The sequence below is a fragment of the Streptomyces sp. NPDC058307 genome (assembly GCF_042880295.1).
Lineage (GTDB): Bacteria > Actinomycetota > Actinomycetes > Streptomycetales > Streptomycetaceae > Streptomyces.
Genome location: NZ_JBHVYZ010000003.1, coordinates 244,370 through 264,476, shown reverse-complemented (window position 1 = coordinate 264,476; position 20,107 = coordinate 244,370). Strand labels below are relative to the sequence as shown.

Genomic DNA, 20,107 nt, shown 5'->3' with positions numbered 1-20,107 from the left:
CCCACCAGCGCGGCATGCGGGTCATCATCGACTTCGTCATGAACCACACCAGCGACCAGCACCCGTGGTTCCAGGAGTCCCGCAAGGACCCCGACGGCCCCTACGGCGACTACTACATGTGGGCCGACGACGACAAGCAGTACCAGGACGCGCGGATCATCTTCGTCGACACCGAGGCCTCCAACTGGACCCACGACCCGGTCCGCGGCCAGTACTACTTCCACCGCTTCTTCTCCCACCAGCCGGACCTCAACTACGAGAACCCGGCCGTGCAGGAGGAGATCCTGGCCGCGCTGAAGTTCTGGCTCGACCTCGGCATCGACGGCTTCCGCCTCGACGCGGTCCCCTATCTCTACGCGGCCGAGGGCACCAACTGCGAGAACCTGCCCGCCACGCACCAGTTCCTGAAGCGGGTGCGCAAGGAGATCGACGCGATGTACCCGGACACGGTCCTCCTCGCGGAGGCGAACCAGTGGCCGGAGGACGTGGTCGACTACTTCGGCGACTACCAGGCCGGCGGCGACGAATGCCACATGGCGTTCCACTTCCCGGTCATGCCGCGCATCTTCATGGCGGTCCGCCGTGAATCGCGTTACCCGGTCTCGGAGATCCTCGCCAAGACCCCGGCCATCCCGTCGAACTGCCAGTGGGGCATCTTCCTGCGCAACCACGACGAGCTGACCCTGGAAATGGTCACCGACGAGGAACGCGACTACATGTGGGCCGAGTACGCCAAGGACCCGCGGATGCGCGCCAACATCGGCATCCGGCGGCGCCTGGCGCCCCTGCTCGACAACGACCGGGACACCATCGAGCTGTTCACCGCCCTGCTGCTGTCCCTGCCCGGCTCGCCGATCCTCTACTACGGCGACGAGATCGGCATGGGCGACAACATCTGGCTCGGCGACCGGGACGCCGTACGCACCCCGATGCAGTGGACCCCCGACCGCAACGCGGGCTTCTCCGCGGCCGATCCGGGCCGGCTCAACCTGCCGATCATCATGGACCCGGTCTACGGGCACCAGGTCACCAACGTCGAGGCGTCGATGGCCTCGCCGTCCTCCCTCCTGCACTGGACCCGCCGGATGATCGAGATCCGCAAGCAGAACCCGGCGTTCGGCCTCGGCACCTTCACCGAACTGCAGTCCTCCAACCCCGCGGTGCTGGCCTTCCTTCGCGAGTACGAGGACGACCTGGTCCTGTGCGTGAACAACTTCTCCCGGTTCGCGCAGCCCACAGAGCTGGATCTGCGCGAGTTCGACGGCCGGCACCCGGTCGAGCTGTTCGGCGGGGTGCGCTTCCCGGCCATCGGTGAACTGCCGTATCTGCTGACCCTCGGCGGGCACGGCTTCTACTGGTTCCGGCTCTCCCGAGTCGCATCCCGCATCGGCCGACGCCTTTGAGCGTGCCGACGAAAGGACGCGTCACCATGCCGAAGACCGCACCCCTCAGCCCGAGACCCGCGCCCGCGCCCGATCTCATGGCCTCGCTCGGTGAACTGCTGCGCCAATGGCTGCCGCGGCAGCGCTGGTTCGCGGGCAAGGACCGGCCCGTGAGCGAGCTCGGTCTGCTGTCGATGACCGAGCTGTTTCCAGGCTGTCTGCATCTGCTGGTCCACACCGGTCACGGCGGGGTGCCCGCACCAGGCGGCGGAGCCCCGGCCGGTGACTGCTACCAGTTGCTGCTCGGCGTGCGCAAACACCTCTCGCCGCGCCTCGGCCGCGCCCTCATCGGCCGTGCGGAGCAGGGCCCCCTGGCCGGTCTGACGGTGTACGACGCCCTGCACGACCCGCGCTCGGCACAGCTGCTGCTGGAGCGGCTGCGGCATCCCGGGACGGCCGGCCCGCTGTGCTTCGAGCGCGCCCCCTCGGTGCCGGTGCCCGCCGGGCTCCCGCCACGGCTGCTGGAGGCCGAGCAGTCGAACTCCTCACTGGTGTACGGCGACGAGTTCATCCTGAAGGTCTTCCGCCGCATCCAGCCCGGGGTCAATCCCGACCTGGAGGTGCCGGTCGCGCTGGCCGGACAGGGCTGCCGTCGGGTGCCGGCGCCGGTCGCCTGGTTCCGGACCACGCATCCGCAGGAGGCCACGCTCGGCGTGCTCCAGCCGTATCTGCGCGACGCGTCCGACGGCTGGGCACTGGCGCTCCAGGCGCTCGCCGCGGGCGACGACTTCACCGTGCAGGCGCACGAGCTGGGGCGGGCCATGGCGGAGGTGCACCTCGCGCTGGCCGCCGCCTTCCCCGGCAGCGGCCACGACGACAACGGCGCGACGGCGGCCGCGATGACCGAACGCCTGGACTCCGCCGCGCACAGCGTGCCGGCGCTGCGGCCGTTCGTCCCCGGCCTGCGCGGCGCGTTCGGGGCACTCGCCACCTGCGACTCCGGGCCGCCCGCGCAGCGCGTCCACGGTGACCTGCACCTGGGGCAGGTGCTGCGGGCGGGCCGCGAGTGGTTCGTCATCGACTTCGAGGGCGAGCCGTCGCGCCCGCTCGCCGACCGGTGCACCGCCCAGTCCCCGGTGCGGGACATCGCGGGGATGCTGCGCTCCTTCGACTACGCGGCCCGGCAGCGCCGACCCTGGCGCCCGGAGTGGGCGCGCCGCTGCCGGGAGGCCTTCTGCGGGGGCTATGCCGCCCTCGCCGGGTGGGATCCGCGCAAGAAACACGGCCTGCTGCGCGCCTACGAGACCGACCGGGCCGTCTACGAGGTCCTGTACGAAGCACGACACCGGCCGGACTGGCTGCCCGTGCCCATGGCGGCGATCGAACGCCTCGCCGTGAGAGGAGACTGAGCCGTGGCTCTGAAGGACATCTCGCTGCCCGAGCCGTCCGGACCGGCGCCCTGTGCCCCGGCCCCCGCGCTCGACCCCGCGGACCGGGGCCGGCTGCTGGCCGGCGCCCACCACGACCCGCACGCGCTGCTCGGCGCTCACCCGGTCGCGGGCGGGGTCGTCTTCCGGGCGCTGCGCCCCTTCGCCCGTGCGGTGAGCGTCGTGATCGACGGCGAGCGCAGACGGCTGGCCTCGGAGGGCGACGGCCTCTTCTCCGGTCTGCTGCCCCTCGACGCGATCCCCGACTACACCCTGCTGGTGGCGTACGCGGACGGCGAACAGGAGGTGCACGACCCCTACCGCTTCCTGCCCGCACTCGGCGAGACCGACCTCCATCTCATCCGCGAGGGCCGCCACGAACAGCTCTGGAAGGCCCTCGGCGCCGAGCCGATGACCCACGAGGGGGTGACCGGCACCCGCTTCACGGTCTGGGCGCCCAACGCCCAGGGCGTCCGGGTGGCCGGGGAGTTCACCTTCTGGGACGGACAGCAGTTCCCGATGCGCTCGCTCGGCGCGTCCGGCGTGTGGGAGCTGTTCCTGCCGGGGATCGGCGAGGGCACCCGCTACAAGTTCGAGATCACCTCACGCCACGGCGACCGGTTCCTCAAGGCCGACCCGATGGCCCGCCGCTCGGAGGTGCCGCCCGACACGGCGTCCATCGTGACCTCCTCGCGCTACGAGTGGGGCGACCACGACTGGATGGCCCACCGCGGGGACACGCCCGTGCACGTGGCGCCGTTCTCGGTCTACGAGGTCCATCTCCCGTCGTGGCGCCCAGGGCTGACGTACCGGCAACTGGCCGACGAGCTGCCGTCATACGTCAGGGACCTGGGCTTCACTCATGTCGAGCTGATGCCGGTCGCGCAGCACCCCTTCAGCGGCTCCTGGGGCTACCAGGTCACCGGCTTCTACGCGCCGACCTCCCGGCTCGGCACGCCCGACGACTTCAAGTACCTGATCGACGCCCTCCACCGGGCCGGCATCGGCGTGATCATGGACTGGGTGCCGGCCCACTTCCCGAAGGACGACTGGGCGCTGGCCCGCTTCGACGGGGACCCGCTGTACGAGCCGGGAGACTCCCGGCGGGCCGAGCATCCGGACTGGGGGACGTACGAGTTCGACTTCGGGCGCGTCGAGGTGCGCAACTTCCTGGTCGCCAACGCCGTGTACTGGTGCGAGGAGTTCCACATCGACGGCCTGCGGGTCGACGCGGTCGCCTCGATGCTCTACCTGGACTACTCGCGCGACTCCGGCCAGTGGAGCCCGAACGTGTTCGGGGGGCGGGAGGATCTCGACGCGGTCGCCTTCCTCCAGGAGATGAACGCGACCGTGTACCGCCGGGCGCCGGGTGTCGTCACGATCGCCGAGGAGTCCACGGCCTGGGACGGCGTGACCCGCCCCACGGACAGCGGGGGCCTGGGTTTCGGCCTGAAGTGGAACATGGGCTGGATGCACGACTCCCTCGGCTACATCAGCCATGAGCCGGTGCACCGCAAGTACCACCACAACGAGATGACCTTCTCGATGGTGTACGCGTACAGCGAGAACTACGTCCTGCCGATCTCCCACGACGAGGTCGTCCACGGCAAGCAGGCGCTGGTGTCCAAGATGCCGGGCGACTGGTGGCAGCAGCGCGCCAACCACCGCGCCTATCTCGGCTTCATGTGGGCGCACCCCGGCAAGCAACTCCTCTTCATGGGCCAGGAGTTCGCCCAGGGCGCCGAGTGGTCCGAGGCCCACGGCCCCGACTGGTGGCTGCTCGACCCCGGGTACGCGGCCGAGGCCGACCACCGGGGCGTGCGCGACCTCGTGCGCGATCTGAACACCGTCTACCGCGCCACCCCTGCCCTGTGGGAGCGCGACACCGACCCCGGCGGCTTCCGGTGGGTGGTCGGGGACGCGGCCGAGGACAACGTCTTCGCCTTCCTGAGGTTCGACGCGGCGGGCGGCCCGCTGCTCGCGGTCTCCAACCTCTCCCCCGTCGTGCGCGAGGACTACCGCCTCACCGTCCCCGAGGGTCTGCCCCTGTGGCAGGAGTCCCTCAACACCGACGCCGCTCGGTACGGCGGCGGCGACGTCGTGCGGCGGGATCCGGTCAAGGCGGAGGACGGGGCGCTGCGGCTCACCCTGCCGCCGCTCGCGACGGTGTGGCTGGTCCCAGTGCCCGGCTGAGTCCGCAGGCGACGCGGAGGTGTCCGACCGGCCCGAACGGGCAGTCGGGGTCGTACAGAACGAGCATCCTCGTCGCCGAGGGCCACAGAAGGGGCTGTATTCACGTGCGCACCGTCGGAGTGGAGGAGGAACTCCTCCTGGTCGACCCCGAGACCGGCGAGCCGCAGGCGCTGTCCGCGGCCGTACTCGCGCGGGCCGCGCAGGACGGCCCGGACCAGGACGTCTTCGAGAAGGAACTGCACAACCAGATGCTGGAGTTCGCCACCCACCCGCAGTCGGGCATGGACGAACTGCGCGCGGAGATCGTGCGCTGCCGCAAGGAGGCCGCTCGGCTCGCCGGCGACAGCGGGTGTGCCGTGGTCTCCCTCGCCACCTCGCCGCTGCCCGTCAGCCCCTCGGTGGGCGTCGGCCGCCGCTATCAGTGGATGGCGGAGCAGTACGGCATCGCCACCCAGGAGCAGCTCGTCATGGGCTGTCATGTCCATGTGTCCGTGGAGTCGGACGAAGAGGCCGTCGCCGTCGTCGACCGGATCCAGCCCTGGCTGACCGTACTGGCCGCGCTGAGCGCCAACTCGCCCTTCTGGCAGGGCAAGGACACCGGTTACAGCAGTTACCGCAGCCGGGTGTGGCAGCGCTGGCCCTCGGCCGGTCCGACCGAGCCGTTCCGCTCGGCGGAGCGCTATCACCGGCGGGTCGCGGACATGGTGGCGACCGGCGTCATCCTGGACGAGGGAATGATCTACTTCGACGCCCGGCTGTCCCGGACCTACCCGACGGTGGAGATCCGGGTCTCGGACGTCTGTCTGCAGGCGGACACCGCCGCGCTCCTCGCGACCCTCGCCCGCGGGTTGGTGGAGACGGCCGCGCGCGAGTGGCGGGCGGGCAAGGAGCCGGTGACGCACAGTGTGAGTCTGCTGCGCCTGGCGGCCTGGCGGGCCGCGCGCTCCGGCCTCACCGAGGAGCTGCTCCACCCCGCGACGATGCACCGCATGCCCGCCGAGACGGTCGTACGAGCCCTGCTGGAGCATGTCGAGGACGCGCTCGCCGACAGCGGGGACCTGGACCGGGCGCGGGAGTCCTGCGCCGAACTGCTGCGGCACGGCAACGGCGCCCGCGTGCAGCGTGAACTGCTGGAGCGCACCGGGAGCCTGCGGAGCGTGGTCACCGAGTGCGTGCGACTGACTCAGTCATAGCTCCTCACAGGGCCAGGACGATCGCGTACACCAGGAAGAACGCGGCGACGAGGACGACCAGGAGCAGGATCAGGGCCAGCGGCCCCTTGGCCCAGCCCCTGGTCGGGTTGTGCGTCTCCCGCGGGCCGGCCTCGGGCATGCTGCTCTCGGCGGGCGGGGTCTCGCCCGGCGGTACGCCGCCGCCCGGTTCCAGTCCGGTGGTGCGCTCGGGTTCGGGATCGGGGTTCACGTGACTCATGCGGTCCGAGTGCCCCGATCTCGACGAGATCACGGGTGACCGCTTACTTCCGTATTCCAGGTACCACTCGCTCGCGCCTGGGCTAGATTCGAGCACCGCGGATGACCGAACTCGTCCACGCAGTCACAGCCCGTACACGTCAGGAGCAGCGCATGCGCGACTTCGCCCTCGCTCCCCGGACCATCTCGCGCTCCAGCGGCGGTCTGGCCGACAGCGTGTTCGAGCGGGCGGAGCTCGACCCCACCCTGCCGGTGCTCGCCCGCCGTCCCGAGGGCTCTACGGGACGCTGGCAGGAGGTCACGGCCGTGGAACTGCGGGACGAGGTGGTCGACCTCGCCAAGGGACTGGTCGCCTCCGGGATCTCGCCCGGCCACCGGGTGGCCGTCATGGCGCGCACCCGCTACGAGTGGACGGTTCTCAGCTACGCGCTGTGGACGGTCGGCGCCGAGGTCGTACCGATCTATCCGACGTCCTCCCGCGAACAGGTCGAGTGGATCCTGCGCGACACCGGCTGTGTGGCCGTGGTCGTGGAGGACGAGCAGGCGGTCATGACGGTCGGCTCGGTGTGCGCCTCGCTGCCCCGGCTGCGCCACGTCTGGCAGCTGGACGCGGACGCGCTTCAGGACCTGACGGAGCGGGGCCGGATGATCCCGCTCGCCACGGTCGAGTCGCTGCGCCGTATCGTGCTGCCGGACTCCACGGCGGTCGTCGCCTACACCTCCGGCACCACGGGCCGCCCGCTGGGCTGCGCCCTCAGCCACCGCGGCCTCGCGAGCCCGGTCGACATCCTCCTCGAAGGCTGGCGCCACATCACGGCCCCCCCGGGAGAGCAGCCGTCCGTCCTCGCCTTCCTGCCCTTCTCCCATGTGTACGGCCTCATGATCCAGGGCGTGTGCATCCGCGGCGGTCTGCTCATGGCCCACGAGCCCGACCTGAGCGAAGAGGCCCTGGCGGCCGCCCTGCAGTCCTTCCGCCCCACCTACTTCTACGCCGTCCCCTCGGTCTTCGAGAAGATCTACAAGAACTTCCTGCGCGCCTCCCAGCAGTCGGGCCGCGGCGCCCTGTTCGAGCGGGCCGCCGACACGGCACGGGACTTCGCCCTGGCCTGCGAGCGCCAGCGGCTGGGCGAGGGCCCCGGCCCGGGGTTCGACCTGCGGCTCCAACACGCCCTGTACGAGCGGACGGTGTACCGCAGGCTGCGGGCCGCGCTGGGCGGCCGGGCCCGCCGGGCCACCTCGGGCGGCTCCACCCTCAACCGTGAGCTCTCCCTTTTCTACGAGGGCATCGGCCTCTACGTCCACGACGGATACGGCCTCACGGAGACCTGCGGCGGGATCACCATGCAGCCGCTGGGCCGGGAGAAGTCCGGGACCGTGGGCCGGCCCCTGCCGGGCTTGGATCTGCGGGTGGCGGACGACGGGGAGATCCTGGTGCGCGGGCCGTCGGTCTTCCAGGGCTATGTCAACGACGAGGCCGCGACACGGGCCGCGCTGTACGGCGGCTGGCTGGCCACCGGGGACCTCGGGCGGCTGGACGCCGACGGCTATCTGACGATCACCGGCCGCAAGAAGGACATCATCGTCACGACCAGCGGCAAGAGTGTGGCTCCGGCCGCCCTGGAGCACCGGCTGAGGATGCACCCGCTGATCGACCAGGCAGTGGTCGTCGGTGACAACCGCCCCTGCGTGGGCGCCCTGCTCACCCTGGACCCGGTGTTCCTGGCCCACTGGCGACGGGTCCTGGTGGACCAGCAGGACCCCTCGGCGCGCGAGGCCCGGGAGGAGAACGCGCTGCGGGAGGAGATCGCGCGGGCCGTGGCCGCCGCCAACAGCACGGTCTCGCGCTCGGAGTCGATCCGGGTCTTCCGGGTGTTGTCGGAGCCGTTCGACCTGGCCAACGGCCTGCTGACACCGTCGATGAAGCTGCGCCGGGACGAGATCGTGCGCCGGTACGCGATGGAGATCGACGCGATGTACCAGGCCCGTTCGGCGAGCGCCCGGCGCGGCCCGACGGAGGACTTGCTGAACTGGGACGACGCGGACGACGTGTTCCGGTGAAACCTCGCCGTCGCCCGCGTTCCCCGAGGTGAGGACGATTGGGCGGCCCGCCCTCGGGAACACGGCTCAGTGGCGACATGAGAGAGTACGAAAATCCGCTGACGCCGGGTCGTGAGAGCGGCACGGCACCGAGCCGCATTGGGACGAGACACTGACTTCCGAGGCGATTCCGAGCCGCACCACCCGTTTCGCGGGCGAGCCGCATTGCGTGACGGGTGCGCGGCTCGCCGCTGAGGAATTCCTGGGCGACCTCGGCCAGAGCGTGCCACCGGCGACTCCCGAGCACTGGGACGACATCCTGCTGGTGGTCACCGAACTCGCCGCCAACGCCGTCCAGTACGCCCCCGGCCCCTTCGTGCTGCGTCTGCGCCGCACCTTCGACGGCGTGCATGTGACGCTGCGCGACACCAACCCGACGCCTCCGGCCCCCCGTTCCTTCGATCCGCGCACGGGGGGCGGCGGCATCGGATGGCATCTGGTCCACGCGCTGTGCGACCAGGTCAGTGTGGTGACGGACGAGCGCGGCAAGGACGTGCACGTCTTCCTGCCGTGGTGATGCGCCCCGGTCCGGTCAGGCGGTGGCCGTGAGCCCCAGATAGTAGGTGCCGACCGCCGCGAGGTACTCACGGTCCCTGGTCTCGCTGTCGGTGCGGAAGCGGGGGGCCGCCTTCACCTCCGACTCGGTGCAGGCCAGGGTGACCCGCCGGTCCTGGGTGTCGACGCGGGTGACGACACCGACCGGGACCAGGACGCTGCGGCCGAAGATCCAGACACCGGTGTCGACGACGAGGTGTGCCATGCCGTCGGGGGCGGCCTGCCGGTCCACGTGTCCGATCGCGCCGTCGCTCGCGACGACGCTGAAGCCCGTCAGGTCCTGTCCCTCGACGTAACCGCTGTCCGGCGCGTACGACCAGATTCTGTCGGTGGTCACGCTGCTCCTTCCTTCCCGAGCGCTGCACGGACCCCGGCTCTCCACTGCGAGCGGGCCCCTCAGCACCCCAATACCCTTCTGCCGCACACGCATTCGGCTACGGGCATCCTCACAAGCGGTTTCCCCGCGTCCGGTCCGCGCACCTCCTTCACCTTTCTCCCGGTGCACTTTCGGGCGCGGGCGGGCATGGTGGTCCTCGACGCATTCGTCGCGCCCGCACGGGCACACGAAGGGCGTTCGAGGCAGAACCGCCTGGAGCCGCAGAAAGGGATGAAACACCGTGACACGACCCAGGATCCTGGTGGTTGGCGCCGGCTTCGCCGGAGTCGAATGCGTTCGCCGGCTGGAACGGAAACTCTCCCCGGACGAAGCCGACGTCACTCTGGTGACGCCGTTCGCCTACCAGCTCTATCTCCCCCTGCTGCCCCAGGTCGCCTCCGGCGTGCTGACGCCCCAGTCGATCGCCGTCTCCCTGCGCCGCAGCAAGAAGTACCGCACCCGGATCATCCCGGGCGGCGCGATCGGCGTGGACCTCAAGTCCAAGGTCTGCGTGATCCGCACCATCACCGACGAGCTCATCAACGAGCCGTACGACTACATCGTGCTGGCTCCCGGCAGCATCACCCGCACCTTCGACATCCCGGGTCTCACCGAGCACGCCTTCGGCATGAAGACCCTCGCCGAGGCCGCCTACATCCGCGACCACGTCATCTCCCAGCTCGACCTCGCGGACGCCAGCCAGGACCCGGCCGAGCGGGCGGCCCGGCTGCAGTTCGTGGTCGTCGGCGGCGGATACGCCGGCACCGAGACCGCCGCCTGTCTGCAGAAGCTGACCCACGCGGCGGTCAAGCGCTACCCGCGCATCGACCCGTCGCTGATCAAGTGGCATCTGATCGACGTCGCCCCGAAGCTGATGCCGGAGCTGGGCGACAAGCTGGGCCGCAGTGCGCAGGAGATCCTGCGCCGGCGCGGCATCGAGGTGTCGCTGGGGGTGTCCATCGCGAAGGCGGGCCCCGAGGAGGTCACCTTCACCGACGGCCGGGTGGTCCCGACCCGGACCCTGATCTGGACGGCCGGGGTGGTCGCCAGTCCGCTCATCGCGACGCTCGGCGCCGAAACGATTCGCGGACGGCTCGCGGTCACCGCCGAGATGACCCTGCCGGGACAGGACGGTGTCTTCGCGCTCGGCGACTCGGCGGCCGTGCCCGACAAGGCCAAGGACGACGACAGCGCCATCTGCCCGCCCACGGCACAGCACGCCATGCGCCAGGGCAAGGTGGTCGCCGACAACGTCATCGCCACGCTGCGGGGCCAGGCGCTCAAGCCGTACGTCCACAAGGACCTCGGCCTCGTCGTCGACCTCGGCGGCAAGGACGCCGTCTCCAAGCCGCTCGGCATCGAACTGCGCGGCCTGCCCGCCCAGTTCGCCGCCCGCGGCTACCACTGGATGGCGCTGCGCACCAACGTGGCCAAGGTCCGCGTGGCGACGAACTGGACGCTCAACGCCCTCGCGGGCGACGATTTCGTCCGCACCGGCTTCCAGGCCCGCAAGCCGGCCAAACTGAAGGACTTCGAGTACACCGACGCGTACCTGACCCCGGAACAGGTCAGGGAGCAGGTCGAGGGGACACCGCGACTGGAGCCGTAGGGCGTACCGCGGATCACTCCGGATCGCCGGCCGGCTTCCCGCCGGCCGACGGTCACAGGAGGGACAGCACAGCGTTCCTCCCCGGAGGCCGAGGGCGAGTGATCCACCCCGCCGTGCCATGCTGGAACGGATCATGACGTGACACGGGAGTGAGTACGGCGGAGTGAACACAGCGAGGCTGCGCGATCGGGTTTCGGCATCGGACCCGGGGCTGCTCCGGCTGGCCGCGGGTCTGCGCACGGTGGTGGCGATCGCGCTCACGCTGGCCGTGCTCGGGCTGCTGGGGGTGAGCGTCCCGCACCTGGTGGCGGGCGCCATCGCGGCGATGGTCGCGACCTTCGCCGTCCGGGAGAAGCAGCGCGCCCAGCAGGCCGTGACCCTCGCCCTGGGCCTCCCGGTGGCCGTGGCCTCGATGTCACTGGGCGCGCTGCTGAGCTCCCGGGTGCTGGCCGGTGACCTCTTCTTCGTCGCGCTGATCTTCTGCGCCGTCTACGGCCGCCGCTTCGGCGAGCGGGGCACCACGCTCGGCCTGATCGGCTTCCAGGTCTACTTCGTGTCCCTGTTCGTCGGCGCCACCGTCTCCGGCCTGCCCACGCTGTACGGCGTCCTCGGTGTCGCCTTCCTGTGCAGCGCGGCGGCACGCTTCCTGCTGGTACCGGAGACCCCAGCGGGCCTCCTCGAACGTCTGCGGGAGGCTTTCCGGGTCCGGCTGGCCCAGCTGGTCTCCGCACAGCTCCAGCTCCTGGACGCCGGGCCCGAGGAGATCGACGAGGCGCTGAAGGACGTACGCGAGGGCACCGCGCGGCTGCACGAGACCGCGCTGATGATCCAGGGGCGGCTGGAGGAGGGGACCTCCGACGCGGCAGCGGCGCGGCTCGTGCAGCGGCGGGTCGCGGACGCCGAGATCACCGCCGAGCGGCTCGGGCTGTTGCTGCTGAGCGCCCGCAGCTCCGAGCGCGCGGACACCCTCACTCTGCACCTGCCGGGTGCGCCGGCCCCGCGGGCGGACCGGACGCCCGGCCGGGACGAGGCGATGGCCAGAGTGCGCCGGGATCTGGAGGCGCTGCGGCTGCTGGTGCTGCGCCCGGCCGCCGCCCGGTCCAGCACTGCCCTGGCCCAGGTCCGCAACCGGCTGCTCGGCTACCGCGAGGAGGACAACCTGCCGCCCGCGCCGCCCGCAGTCCAGGACGTCTTCCGGGGCATCGGCGAGGCCGCCCGCGCGGTCCTGGGTCTCAGGATCGCCCTGGACGGCCCGCAGGACGAGTCCGACGACTCCCCCGCGACGGCCCGCTCGCGCGAGGAGCTGGACGCCGAGGACGCCGTCATCGACGCCGGCGAGGAGGACGGCGGGACGCAGGAGGAGCTCACGGGACTCAGGCGGCCCACGACCCGGGCCGCGGTGCAGGTCGCCGTGGGGTCCTCGCTGGCCATCGTCGGCGGGGAGTTCCTGTCCAGTCAGCGCTGGTACTGGGCCGTGCTGACCTGCTGGATCGTCTTCATCAACACCGCGTCCACGGGCGAGATCCTGGTCAAGGGCTACCGCCGGCTGGTGGGTACCGTCCTCGGCGTGGTCGCCGGAATCGTGCTGGCGGGGGCGGTCGGACAGCACACCTGGTCGGCGTTCGCCCTGGTCCTGGTCCTGGTGTTCGCGATGTTCTACACCGCGCCGCTCTCCTACACCCTGATGTCCTTCTTCGTCACCGCGGCGCTGGGGCTGCTCTACACGCTGCTGCACACCTACAGCCTCTCGGTGCTGGTGCTGCGCGTGGAGGAGACCGCGCTCGGCGCGGCCTGCGGGGTGATCGCGGCGGCGTTCGTCCTGCCGGTGCGCACGGACCGCCGTACCAACGAACTGCTGGTCACCGTCCTGGAGCGGCTCGACGAGGTCACCGAGGCCGCGGTGGAGCAGCTCAGCGGGGGCTCCCCCACCGACCTGCTCGACAAGGCGCGCGACCTGGACCAGGCGCTGGCCGACCTGCGGGCGGCCACCCGGCCCCTCACCCACCCGATCACGCCGCTGCGGGCCCGGCGCGACACCGTCCGCTATGTCGTGGCGCTCCTGGAGACCTGCGCGTACCACGCACGCTCGCTGGCGGCCACGGCCGAACTGCTGCCGACGCACCCGTCGATCGCGGCGGATCCCCGGCTGCGCCGGGCCGGCGGGCGCATCGGGGAGAACATCGCGGCCATCGCCGCGCATGTCGCCGACGAGCGCTCCACCGCCCGGGTCGAGACCGGGCCCAGCATCGCGTCCCTGCTGGAGACCGAGGTCCCCGGCACCCCGCGCTTCGGCCGGATCACCGACCGCGTGCTGCGGCACGTCCAGCGGCTGGACGAGACCCTGGTGGGCCTGGCCCGGCCGCTGAACGTGCCGGTCGCGGCGCCCCGACGATAAGGCCGCGCTCAGAGGTCCGTGGGCAGACCGCTCACCTCGGCGATGCCGCGCAGCTCGTCGTCGAGCCGTCGGCGTTCGCGGATGTAGTCGGCGATCTCACCGAGGCGGACCGGGTCGGAGGCCGTGTCCGCGTCGGTGACCACCCGGACCGGGCCTGCACTGTCGTCGACATGGAGTTCGATCACCTTGTTGTCCATGCGGCCGGTCACCGCAGTGGCGATGACCAGGGCGGCCTCGTCGCGGATCTCCTGGGGCAGCCCGTCCTGCCGGCTGTCCTCGAGCGCGAAGTCCAGGGCGGGCAACTGATGCTCGTCGATCGCCCTCAGCACCGGACGGACCACGTCGAGCAGCAGCTCGTAGTCCTCCGAGGCCATACGGATGCGCAACAGATTCAGGTAGACGTCCACGGGCCTGCCGTCGGACGGAAGCTCGGGTTCGTTCATGCGCTCCGGGTTCCCCGTGTGCGGCCGCTCAGACCCGCCGCCAGCGGGCCATCGCGAACGAGAACATCCCGAACAGCACCAGCCCGATGGCGACCAGCACGAGCAGCCACGGTCCCAGCGGGGTGCCGGCGAACGAACGGAGCGTGTCGTCGAGGCCCTTTGCCTTGTCGGGCTGGTAGTCGACCGCGGCACGGACGGCGAACGCCCCCGCCGCGGTGAACACCACGCCACGCGCCACTCCGCCCCCGATACCCGTCACGTCGACCAGCTTCCTGGTCCGCGCGCTCATCTGGCCGAGCTTGAGCTTGTCGTGGAAGGACCTGCGCAGCGCCTGCGCGGCGATCCACACACCGGCTATCGCCACGCCGACGCCCGCGATGCCCACCAGCCACTGCCCGCCGGGCCACTCCAGGGCCCGCGCGGTGACGTCCTTGGACTGCTTGTCGCTCGATCCGCCGCTGCCGGAACCGACGGTGAAGGACAGCACGGAGTAGGCGACGAAGGAGTAGAAGACGCAGCGGGCCGCCGACAGCAGCCGTTTCGTGGCTTTGCCACCGTCGGGTCCGACCGCGCCGAACACCACCTCGGACAGTCGCCACAGGGCCATGCCGACGAGCCCGATGCCCAGCGCCCACAGGACGACGGAGCCGAAGGGCTTGTCGGCGAGGGCGGCGAGGGCGCCGCCGCGGTCGGCCTGGCGCTTGCCGTCGCCGAAGGCGATCTGCAGCGCCAGTACACCGACCAGCAGGTAGATCACTCCGCGGGCGGTGAATCCCGCGCGGGCGGCGCCCTCCGTGACGGAGCCGCGCGCCGCGCGTCTGGCCTGGATCCGGCCGGTCGTTGCCGTGGAGCTGGTGGTCATGTCGGTCTCCTGGAAGTCCGGATGCCGTCCTGTCGGGCGGTCACACGGGATGCGGTCAGTCGGCCAGTCGCGCGGGTTCGGACATGGCCGCGAGCAGACGGTGAGCCGTCTCCAGGGCCAGCCGCACGTCCCGCGTGCCGGTGGATACGCAGAGCGTGTAGGCGAGGTCCCGGGCACGTGGGCCCGGTTCGGCCGCGTTCGCGGACTCCTCGGCGTGCAGCAACTCGTACTCGTGTACGAGTTGCCGCAAAAACGTCGGGTTGGGGATCAGCATCCGGTTCTCTCCTCCGTGCTCTCAGGCCTCGGCCGGTCCGTCGGCCTGCCGCCTCGCACGGTCGGCCAGCGCCTCGTCGCGCACGCGGGCGCAGCTGCGGCTGATGAGCCGGGAGACGTGCATCTGCGAGATGCCGAGCTGGTCGGCGATGCGGCTCTGTGTCATGTCCTCGAAGAACCGCATGTAGAGAATGGCGCGCTCGCGCTCGGGCAGCCGGCGCAGACCCTCCTTGGCGGACTCGCGGTCGACCACGACGTCGTACGAGGCGTCGGGGCCGCCCAGGGTGTCGGCGAGGCTGTAGCCGTCGTCGCCGGCCGAGAGTTCGGCGTCCAGGGACAGGGTGCTGAAGCTTTCGAGGGCTTCCAGGCCGGTGGTGACCTCTTCCTCGGTCAGGCCGGTGTGGGCGGCGAGGTCGGCGGGCGTCGGTTCGGGGGAACCGGGGTTCTGGGTGAGTTCGCGTCGGGCCACCCGCACCTTGTTGCGCAGTTCCTGCACGCGGCGGGGCACCCGCAGGGCCCACATACGGTCACGGAAGTGGCGCTTGACCTCACCGGTGATGGTGGGCACGGCGTAGCTCTCGAAGGCCCCGCGTTCGGGTTCGAACCGGTCGATGGCCTTCACGAGCCCGAGGGCGGCGACCTGGCGCAGGTCCTCGATCGACTCGCCGCGGTCGCGGAACCGGCCCGCGATGCGGTGAGCCATGGGCAGCCAGGCGGTGACGAGTTCGTCACGCAGGGCATCACGCTCGGGGCCTTCTTCCAGCCCGGCCAGCCGGGCGAAGAGGGCCATGGTGTCGGGGGCGTCGTCGTGCCGCCGCCTGCCGGCGGCGGTGGGGCGGTCCTGAGTGGTGGGACGGCTGGTCGACGTGTCGGTGAGCATGCGGATTCGCTCCTGAAGAACGGGTTCAGGGACTGACCGCGGGAGGAAGGATGCCGGGACCGCCGAATGGGGCCCGCAGCAGCCATGCAGCTCCCGCTGGCGCGCCTCCGGTCCGAAGCACGAAACTGCGTCTGCCCTGCTGTATGGGTCCCAAACTGCGTCAGTGAAACTCCGTTTTCCGGCGGCTTCCCCAGGGGTGCCGGATCAGCTCAGGGGCACCACGGCGGTGATGCACTTCCCGCCCGTGGGCAGGTCGGTGACGCGGACGTCACGGGCCAGTCGGCATACGATCGGCCAGCCGTGGCCGCCGGGATGCCACCTGCCCTGCGGGTCCACGGGCGCCTTGGCGACGGGCAGGGCGGCGCTGCGGTCGCTGACCGAGACGGACACGCCCCGGCCCTCGACGGTGACGCGGAAGTCGGTGATGCCGCCACCGTGCAGGATGGCGTTGGTGGTGAGTTCCGAGGTCACGAGCAGCGCGTCCGAGAGCGCCTGGGCGTCACAGGGGGTGTGGGTGGCACGGCAGCGTTCGGACACGGCCCGCTCGACTGCCTGGCGTGCCTCGGCGGGCCGGTGCGGCCTGGGCCGAACGCGGGGACGGGCGACAGAGAGTTCGGGGGCGGCTTCGGTCCTGTGCTCGTCGCACATGACGTGGCTCCTGATCAGTGGATCGAGTGGGGGGTTCTCAGGTCGGTGAAGCAGAAGCCGGGCCCGGTCGGACCCACGGACACGGTGACCGCGATGTGCGGTGCGCGCCCTCCGTAGGCCTCCATTAATCGGCTGACCTCTGCACGCCGGGCCAAACCTCCCCCTTTCGGGCGGGGCATTAGGCCATTCGATCGCGTTCCGGGGGTACGCGATCTGCATGACGGATGTCGTGGACTCAGATGAACTGCTGCGCCGAATCCAGCGCGCCCGGGCCTGCGCGGCGGAGGAGGAGCAGACCTGGCGGGCGCGGAGCGACGAGCTGGAGCCCTCCGATCCGGAGGGCGCCCGGGACGCCGCCGTACGCACCCTGGCCTACGAGGCGGTGACCCGGGTGCTGGACGAGGTGCTCAGGCCGGGCAGCCGCTGACCGTCGGGCAGACGGCCGGGGCGGAAGGAGTCGACGGGCGGGGCGCTGGAGCTCGCGGGCCGGGCCCATGCCGCGATCGAGGAGAGCGGCGGGATGCACGTCAACGACCGTGGCGGCTTCTTCGGGCCCGGCCTGACCGCCGACCTCGAACCGCTGCCGGCCTCCCCGGTCCCGAGCTCACCCATGCCGATCCGTGCTGCCCGGTGAGCTGCTGGCCGAGCCCGTACCGGCGTGTCTGCCAACGGGGCTGCCCGCGGGCATGAAACCTGCCCGACGCCGCCGACGCCGACGCCGAGCTGAAAATGATCAGGGTCGTCGGCGGGTCCGTCGAGTGAAACGGGTCACGCGCCCCGGATCCGATTGCGCCAAATCTCCCTGGATGGTTTACCGTTCATTCATACGTGGTGACGGGGTCGACGGACCGTCCTCCGACTCCACCTCTGTCTGCCCTGGCTGGTCTCCCCCGTCCAGCCAGGGCTTTTTCATGCCCGGCGCGGATCGTCACCTCCGCCGAGGTGCCCCGGACGGCCGCAGCCGCTGAAATGGGCGTAGGCACAACACCGGAATCCATCGCCGGCGAGGAGCCCCGCGTCATGACCAAAGCGATAAAACTGCTGACCGCACTACCGCAGCCGCAGCGCCAGAGCCTGATGACGCTCGCCAAGGAGGTCTCCTTCCCCGAGGATTTCCACATCTTCGAGGCGGGCGGTACGGCCGACCGCTTCTGGGTCATCCGCTCCGGAGCGGTCTCGCTGACCCAGCAGGTGACCAGCCACCACCGGGTCACCGTCGCCACACTCGGCTCGGGCGACCTGCTCGGCTGGTCCTGGCTGTTCCCGCCGTACCGGTGGGACTTCGGCGCCGAGGCCTTCAGTCCCGTGCGGGCCCACGAGTTCGACGCGGCGGCGGTGCTCCGGCTGTGCGAGGAGGACCGGCAGCTGGGCATGATCCTGGTCCGCACCGTCGCCGAGATCCTCGCCCACCGCCTGGAGACGACCCGGGGCAAGCTGATGGAGCAGTACGGCTCCCACCGTCGGAGCGGCCTGTAGGTCTCAGACGCGGTAGCGGCGCAGTGCCGGCACGGCGAAGGCCAGCAGCAGCATGACGGCGACGACCAGGACACCGCCGCCGGCCACCGCGGTGCGGGCGCCGAAGACCGAGCCGGCACTGCCGTGCAGGACGTCGGCGAGGCGGGGGCCGCCCGCGACGACGACGGTGAAGACGCCCTGCATCCGGCCGCGCATCTCGTCGGTGGCGGCGGAGAGCAGGATCGCCCCGCGGAAGACCATCGAGACCATGTCGGCGATTCCGGCCACGGCCAGGAACACCACGGCGAGCCACAGACTCCCGCTCAGCCCGAACCCGGTGATGGCCACGCCCCAGGCGACGACCGCGCCGATGACCATCCAGCCGTGTCGGCGCACCCGCGAGAACGTGCCGGAGAACAGCCCGCCGACCACCGCCCCGATGGGGATGGCCGCGAACAGCAGACCCAGCGCGAGCCCTTCGCCGTACGGGGCGTAGGTCTCGGAGGCGAGCTGCGGGAACAGGGCCCGGGGCATCCCGAAGACCATGGCGATGATGTCCGCGAGGAAGGACAGCAGCAGCACCTTGTGCGCGGAGATGTACCGGAAGCCCTCGACGATCTCGCGCACGCCCGCCCGGCGTGCCACGGCACTCGCGAGCGGTGGCAGGGAGGGCAGCCGGTACACCGCCCACACCGTGACGCACAGCGCCAGGGCGTCGATGAGATACAGCTCCGGCAGGCCGATCACCGGGATCAGGACACCCGCGAGCAGCGGGCCCATCACCTGGCCGGTCTGCATGACGGTCGAGCCGAGGGCGTTGGCCGCGGGTAGCTGGTCCTTGGGCACCAGACGGGCGATGGAGGCGTTGCGGGCAGGGGAGTTGAGGCCCCAGAACGCCTGCTGGACCGCGAGCAGGACCATCAGGGCCGCCACCGAGTCGAGCCCGCTGACGGCCTGGAGCCAGAACAGGACCGAGGTGACGGCGATGCCGCTGTTGGTGATCAGGAGCAGCTTGCGGCGGTCCATGGTGTCGGCGACCGCGCCGCCCCACAGCGCGAACACGATCAGCGGCAGCAGTCCGGCCATGCTCGCGGCGCCGACCCAGGCCGAGGAGCCGGTGATGTCGTAGATCTGCTTGGGCACCGCGACGGCGGTGAGCTGGCTGCCGACGGCCGTGACGATGGTCGAACTCCAGAGCCGGCGGTAGGCCGGGATGCGCAGCGGACGGGTGTCCATCGCCCAGCGACGCCAGCCGCGCCAGGGTGGCGGCGGCTCGTCCGGGGCCGGTGTCCTGGGTTCGGTGCTGCTCTCGCCGGTGTCCACGCGCTTCCTGGTTGCTCGTTACATCTAACTGGATCCAGGGTTCACTATCGCAGCACCGTACAGGCGTTCGGGATGTCATGTCCCAGGTCGTGGACTTCACGCTCCGGCCACGAGCGTGACGCCCAGGGCGATCATCGTCGTGGCGACCAGTCCGTCGAGCATCCGCCAGGCGGTCGGCCTGGCGAGGAAGCGGCTCAGGAGCCGGGCCCCGAAGCCGAGCGCGGCGAACCAGCACAGGCTGGCGATCACGGCCCCGAGCCCGAAGGTCCAGCGCAGCGGTCCACGGTCGGCGGCCACGGAACCGAGCAGGAACACGGTGTCGAGGTAGACGTGCGGGTTGAGCCAGGTCATCGCCAGACAGGTCAGCACCGCCCCCCTCCGTGAGCCCGTGGCCTCGCCCTCGGCCCGCAGGCCCGACTGCCCCGGCCTCAGGACCCGGCGGGCGGCGAGGGCGCCGTAGCAGAGCAGGAAACCGCCGCCGATCCAGCCGACCAGGGTCAGCGCGCCCGGCCAGGCGACCACGACGGCGCCGACACCGCCGACGCCGAGAGCGATGAGGAGGGCGTCGGACAGGGCGCAGATGCCGACGACGGCGAGGACCGCGTCGCGGCGGATCCCCTGGCGCAGCACGAAGGCGTTCTGGGCGCCGATGGCGACGATGAGCGAGAGGCCGGTGCCGAAACCTGCGGCGGCGGCGGACAGAGAAGCGGGCATGACTTCGACGGTACGGAGACGATCACCGCGCGTACAGCTAAAGAT

General features: G+C 71.1%; 19 protein-coding genes. 10 read left to right on the top strand and 9 right to left on the bottom strand.

Annotation, left to right across the window (positions count from 1 at the left end; genetic code table 11):
- The 4 genes from treS to ACFVYN_RS04280 all read left to right on the top strand — a co-directional run.
- Positions 1-1,403, top strand: a 1,403-nt coding sequence (gene treS / locus ACFVYN_RS04295) for a maltose alpha-D-glucosyltransferase (RefSeq protein ID WP_389992234.1), incomplete at its 5' end; no start/stop codon positions are given.
- Positions 1,404-1,429: 26 nt separating this feature from the next.
- Entirely contained in the window at positions 1,430-2,791 is a 1,362-nt protein-coding gene (locus tag ACFVYN_RS04290) for a maltokinase (RefSeq protein WP_389992232.1), read from the top strand.
- A gap of 3 nt (positions 2,792-2,794) precedes the next feature.
- Complete coding sequence (gene glgB / locus ACFVYN_RS04285; RefSeq protein WP_389992229.1) at positions 2,795-5,002, top strand: 1,4-alpha-glucan branching enzyme; 2,208 nt, start codon at positions 2,795-2,797, stop codon at positions 5,000-5,002.
- 104 nt (positions 5,003-5,106) lie between these two features.
- A complete protein-coding gene (locus ACFVYN_RS04280) occupies positions 5,107-6,195 on the top strand; it encodes a glutamate--cysteine ligase (protein ID WP_389992227.1) in 1,089 nt (362 codons plus the stop codon).
- A gap of 4 nt (positions 6,196-6,199) precedes the next feature.
- Here ACFVYN_RS04280 and ACFVYN_RS04275 read toward each other — a convergent pair whose 3' ends face one another.
- Positions 6,200-6,433, bottom strand: coding sequence for a DUF6480 family protein (locus ACFVYN_RS04275; protein WP_389992225.1), 234 nt, complete (start codon positions 6,431-6,433; stop codon positions 6,200-6,202).
- Between the two features lie 152 nt (positions 6,434-6,585).
- On the opposite strand from ACFVYN_RS04275, the gene ACFVYN_RS04270 reads away from it, so the two are divergent.
- Both ACFVYN_RS04270 and ACFVYN_RS04265 read left to right on the top strand, forming a co-directional pair.
- Positions 6,586-8,490, top strand: coding sequence for an AMP-dependent synthetase/ligase (locus ACFVYN_RS04270; RefSeq protein ID WP_389992222.1), 1,905 nt, complete (start codon positions 6,586-6,588; stop codon positions 8,488-8,490).
- Between the two features lie 151 nt (positions 8,491-8,641).
- Positions 8,642-9,046 carry an ATP-binding protein gene (locus ACFVYN_RS04265; RefSeq protein ID WP_389992262.1) on the top strand — a complete coding sequence of 135 codons (405 nt, stop codon included), beginning with the start codon at positions 8,642-8,644 and terminating at the stop codon, positions 9,044-9,046.
- A 15-nt stretch (positions 9,047-9,061) separates the two neighbouring features.
- Here ACFVYN_RS04265 and ACFVYN_RS04260 read toward each other — a convergent pair whose 3' ends face one another.
- Complete coding sequence (locus ACFVYN_RS04260; protein WP_389992219.1) at positions 9,062-9,421, bottom strand: PRC-barrel domain containing protein; 360 nt, start codon at positions 9,419-9,421, stop codon at positions 9,062-9,064.
- 280 nt (positions 9,422-9,701) lie between these two features.
- On the opposite strand from ACFVYN_RS04260, the gene ACFVYN_RS04255 reads away from it, so the two are divergent.
- A complete protein-coding gene (locus tag ACFVYN_RS04255) occupies positions 9,702-11,069 on the top strand; it encodes an NAD(P)/FAD-dependent oxidoreductase (RefSeq protein WP_389992216.1) in 1,368 nt (455 codons plus the stop codon).
- Between the two features lie 163 nt (positions 11,070-11,232).
- On the top strand, positions 11,233-13,464 hold the full coding sequence (locus tag ACFVYN_RS04250) for an FUSC family protein (RefSeq protein ID WP_389992213.1): 2,232 nt from the start codon (positions 11,233-11,235) through the stop codon (positions 13,462-13,464).
- A gap of 8 nt (positions 13,465-13,472) precedes the next feature.
- Here the strand turns inward: ACFVYN_RS04250 and ACFVYN_RS04245 are convergent, their stop codons facing one another.
- From ACFVYN_RS04245 to ACFVYN_RS04225, 5 genes are all read right to left on the bottom strand, one after another.
- Entirely contained in the window at positions 13,473-13,907 is a 435-nt protein-coding gene (locus ACFVYN_RS04245) for a hypothetical protein (protein ID WP_389992211.1), read from the bottom strand.
- Between the two features lie 28 nt (positions 13,908-13,935).
- Entirely contained in the window at positions 13,936-14,769 is an 834-nt protein-coding gene (locus ACFVYN_RS04240; protein WP_389992208.1) for a DUF1206 domain-containing protein, read from the bottom strand.
- A gap of 55 nt (positions 14,770-14,824) precedes the next feature.
- Positions 14,825-15,043, bottom strand: a complete 219-nt coding sequence (locus ACFVYN_RS04235; RefSeq protein ID WP_389992205.1) for a DUF5133 domain-containing protein — start codon at positions 15,041-15,043, stop codon at positions 14,825-14,827.
- Positions 15,044-15,064: 21 nt separating this feature from the next.
- Positions 15,065-15,922 carry a SigB/SigF/SigG family RNA polymerase sigma factor gene (locus ACFVYN_RS04230; RefSeq protein WP_389992202.1) on the bottom strand — a complete coding sequence of 286 codons (858 nt, stop codon included), beginning with the start codon at positions 15,920-15,922 and terminating at the stop codon, positions 15,065-15,067.
- A 204-nt stretch (positions 15,923-16,126) separates the two neighbouring features.
- Complete coding sequence (locus ACFVYN_RS04225) at positions 16,127-16,570, bottom strand: ATP-binding protein (RefSeq protein ID WP_389992200.1); 444 nt, start codon at positions 16,568-16,570, stop codon at positions 16,127-16,129.
- Between the two features lie 217 nt (positions 16,571-16,787).
- On the opposite strand from ACFVYN_RS04225, the gene ACFVYN_RS04220 reads away from it, so the two are divergent.
- Together ACFVYN_RS04220 and ACFVYN_RS04215 are read left to right on the top strand one after the other, a co-directional pair.
- Positions 16,788-16,997: a hypothetical protein gene (locus ACFVYN_RS04220; RefSeq protein WP_389992197.1), complete on the top strand. Its 210-nt coding sequence runs from the start codon at positions 16,788-16,790 to the stop codon at positions 16,995-16,997.
- Positions 16,998-17,590: 593 nt separating this feature from the next.
- Entirely contained in the window at positions 17,591-18,046 is a 456-nt protein-coding gene (locus ACFVYN_RS04215; RefSeq protein ID WP_389992194.1) for a cyclic nucleotide-binding domain-containing protein, read from the top strand.
- A 3-nt stretch (positions 18,047-18,049) separates the two neighbouring features.
- Here ACFVYN_RS04215 and ACFVYN_RS04210 read toward each other — a convergent pair whose 3' ends face one another.
- Together ACFVYN_RS04210 and ACFVYN_RS04205 are read right to left on the bottom strand one after the other, a co-directional pair.
- Positions 18,050-19,348 (bottom strand): MFS transporter, encoded by a 1,299-nt coding sequence (locus ACFVYN_RS04210; protein ID WP_389992191.1) that lies wholly within the window; start codon positions 19,346-19,348, stop codon positions 18,050-18,052.
- Positions 19,349-19,444: 96 nt separating this feature from the next.
- Positions 19,445-20,062, bottom strand: coding sequence for a LysE/ArgO family amino acid transporter (locus tag ACFVYN_RS04205; RefSeq protein ID WP_389992188.1), 618 nt, complete (start codon positions 20,060-20,062; stop codon positions 19,445-19,447).
- Positions 20,063-20,107: the final 45 nt, after the last annotated feature.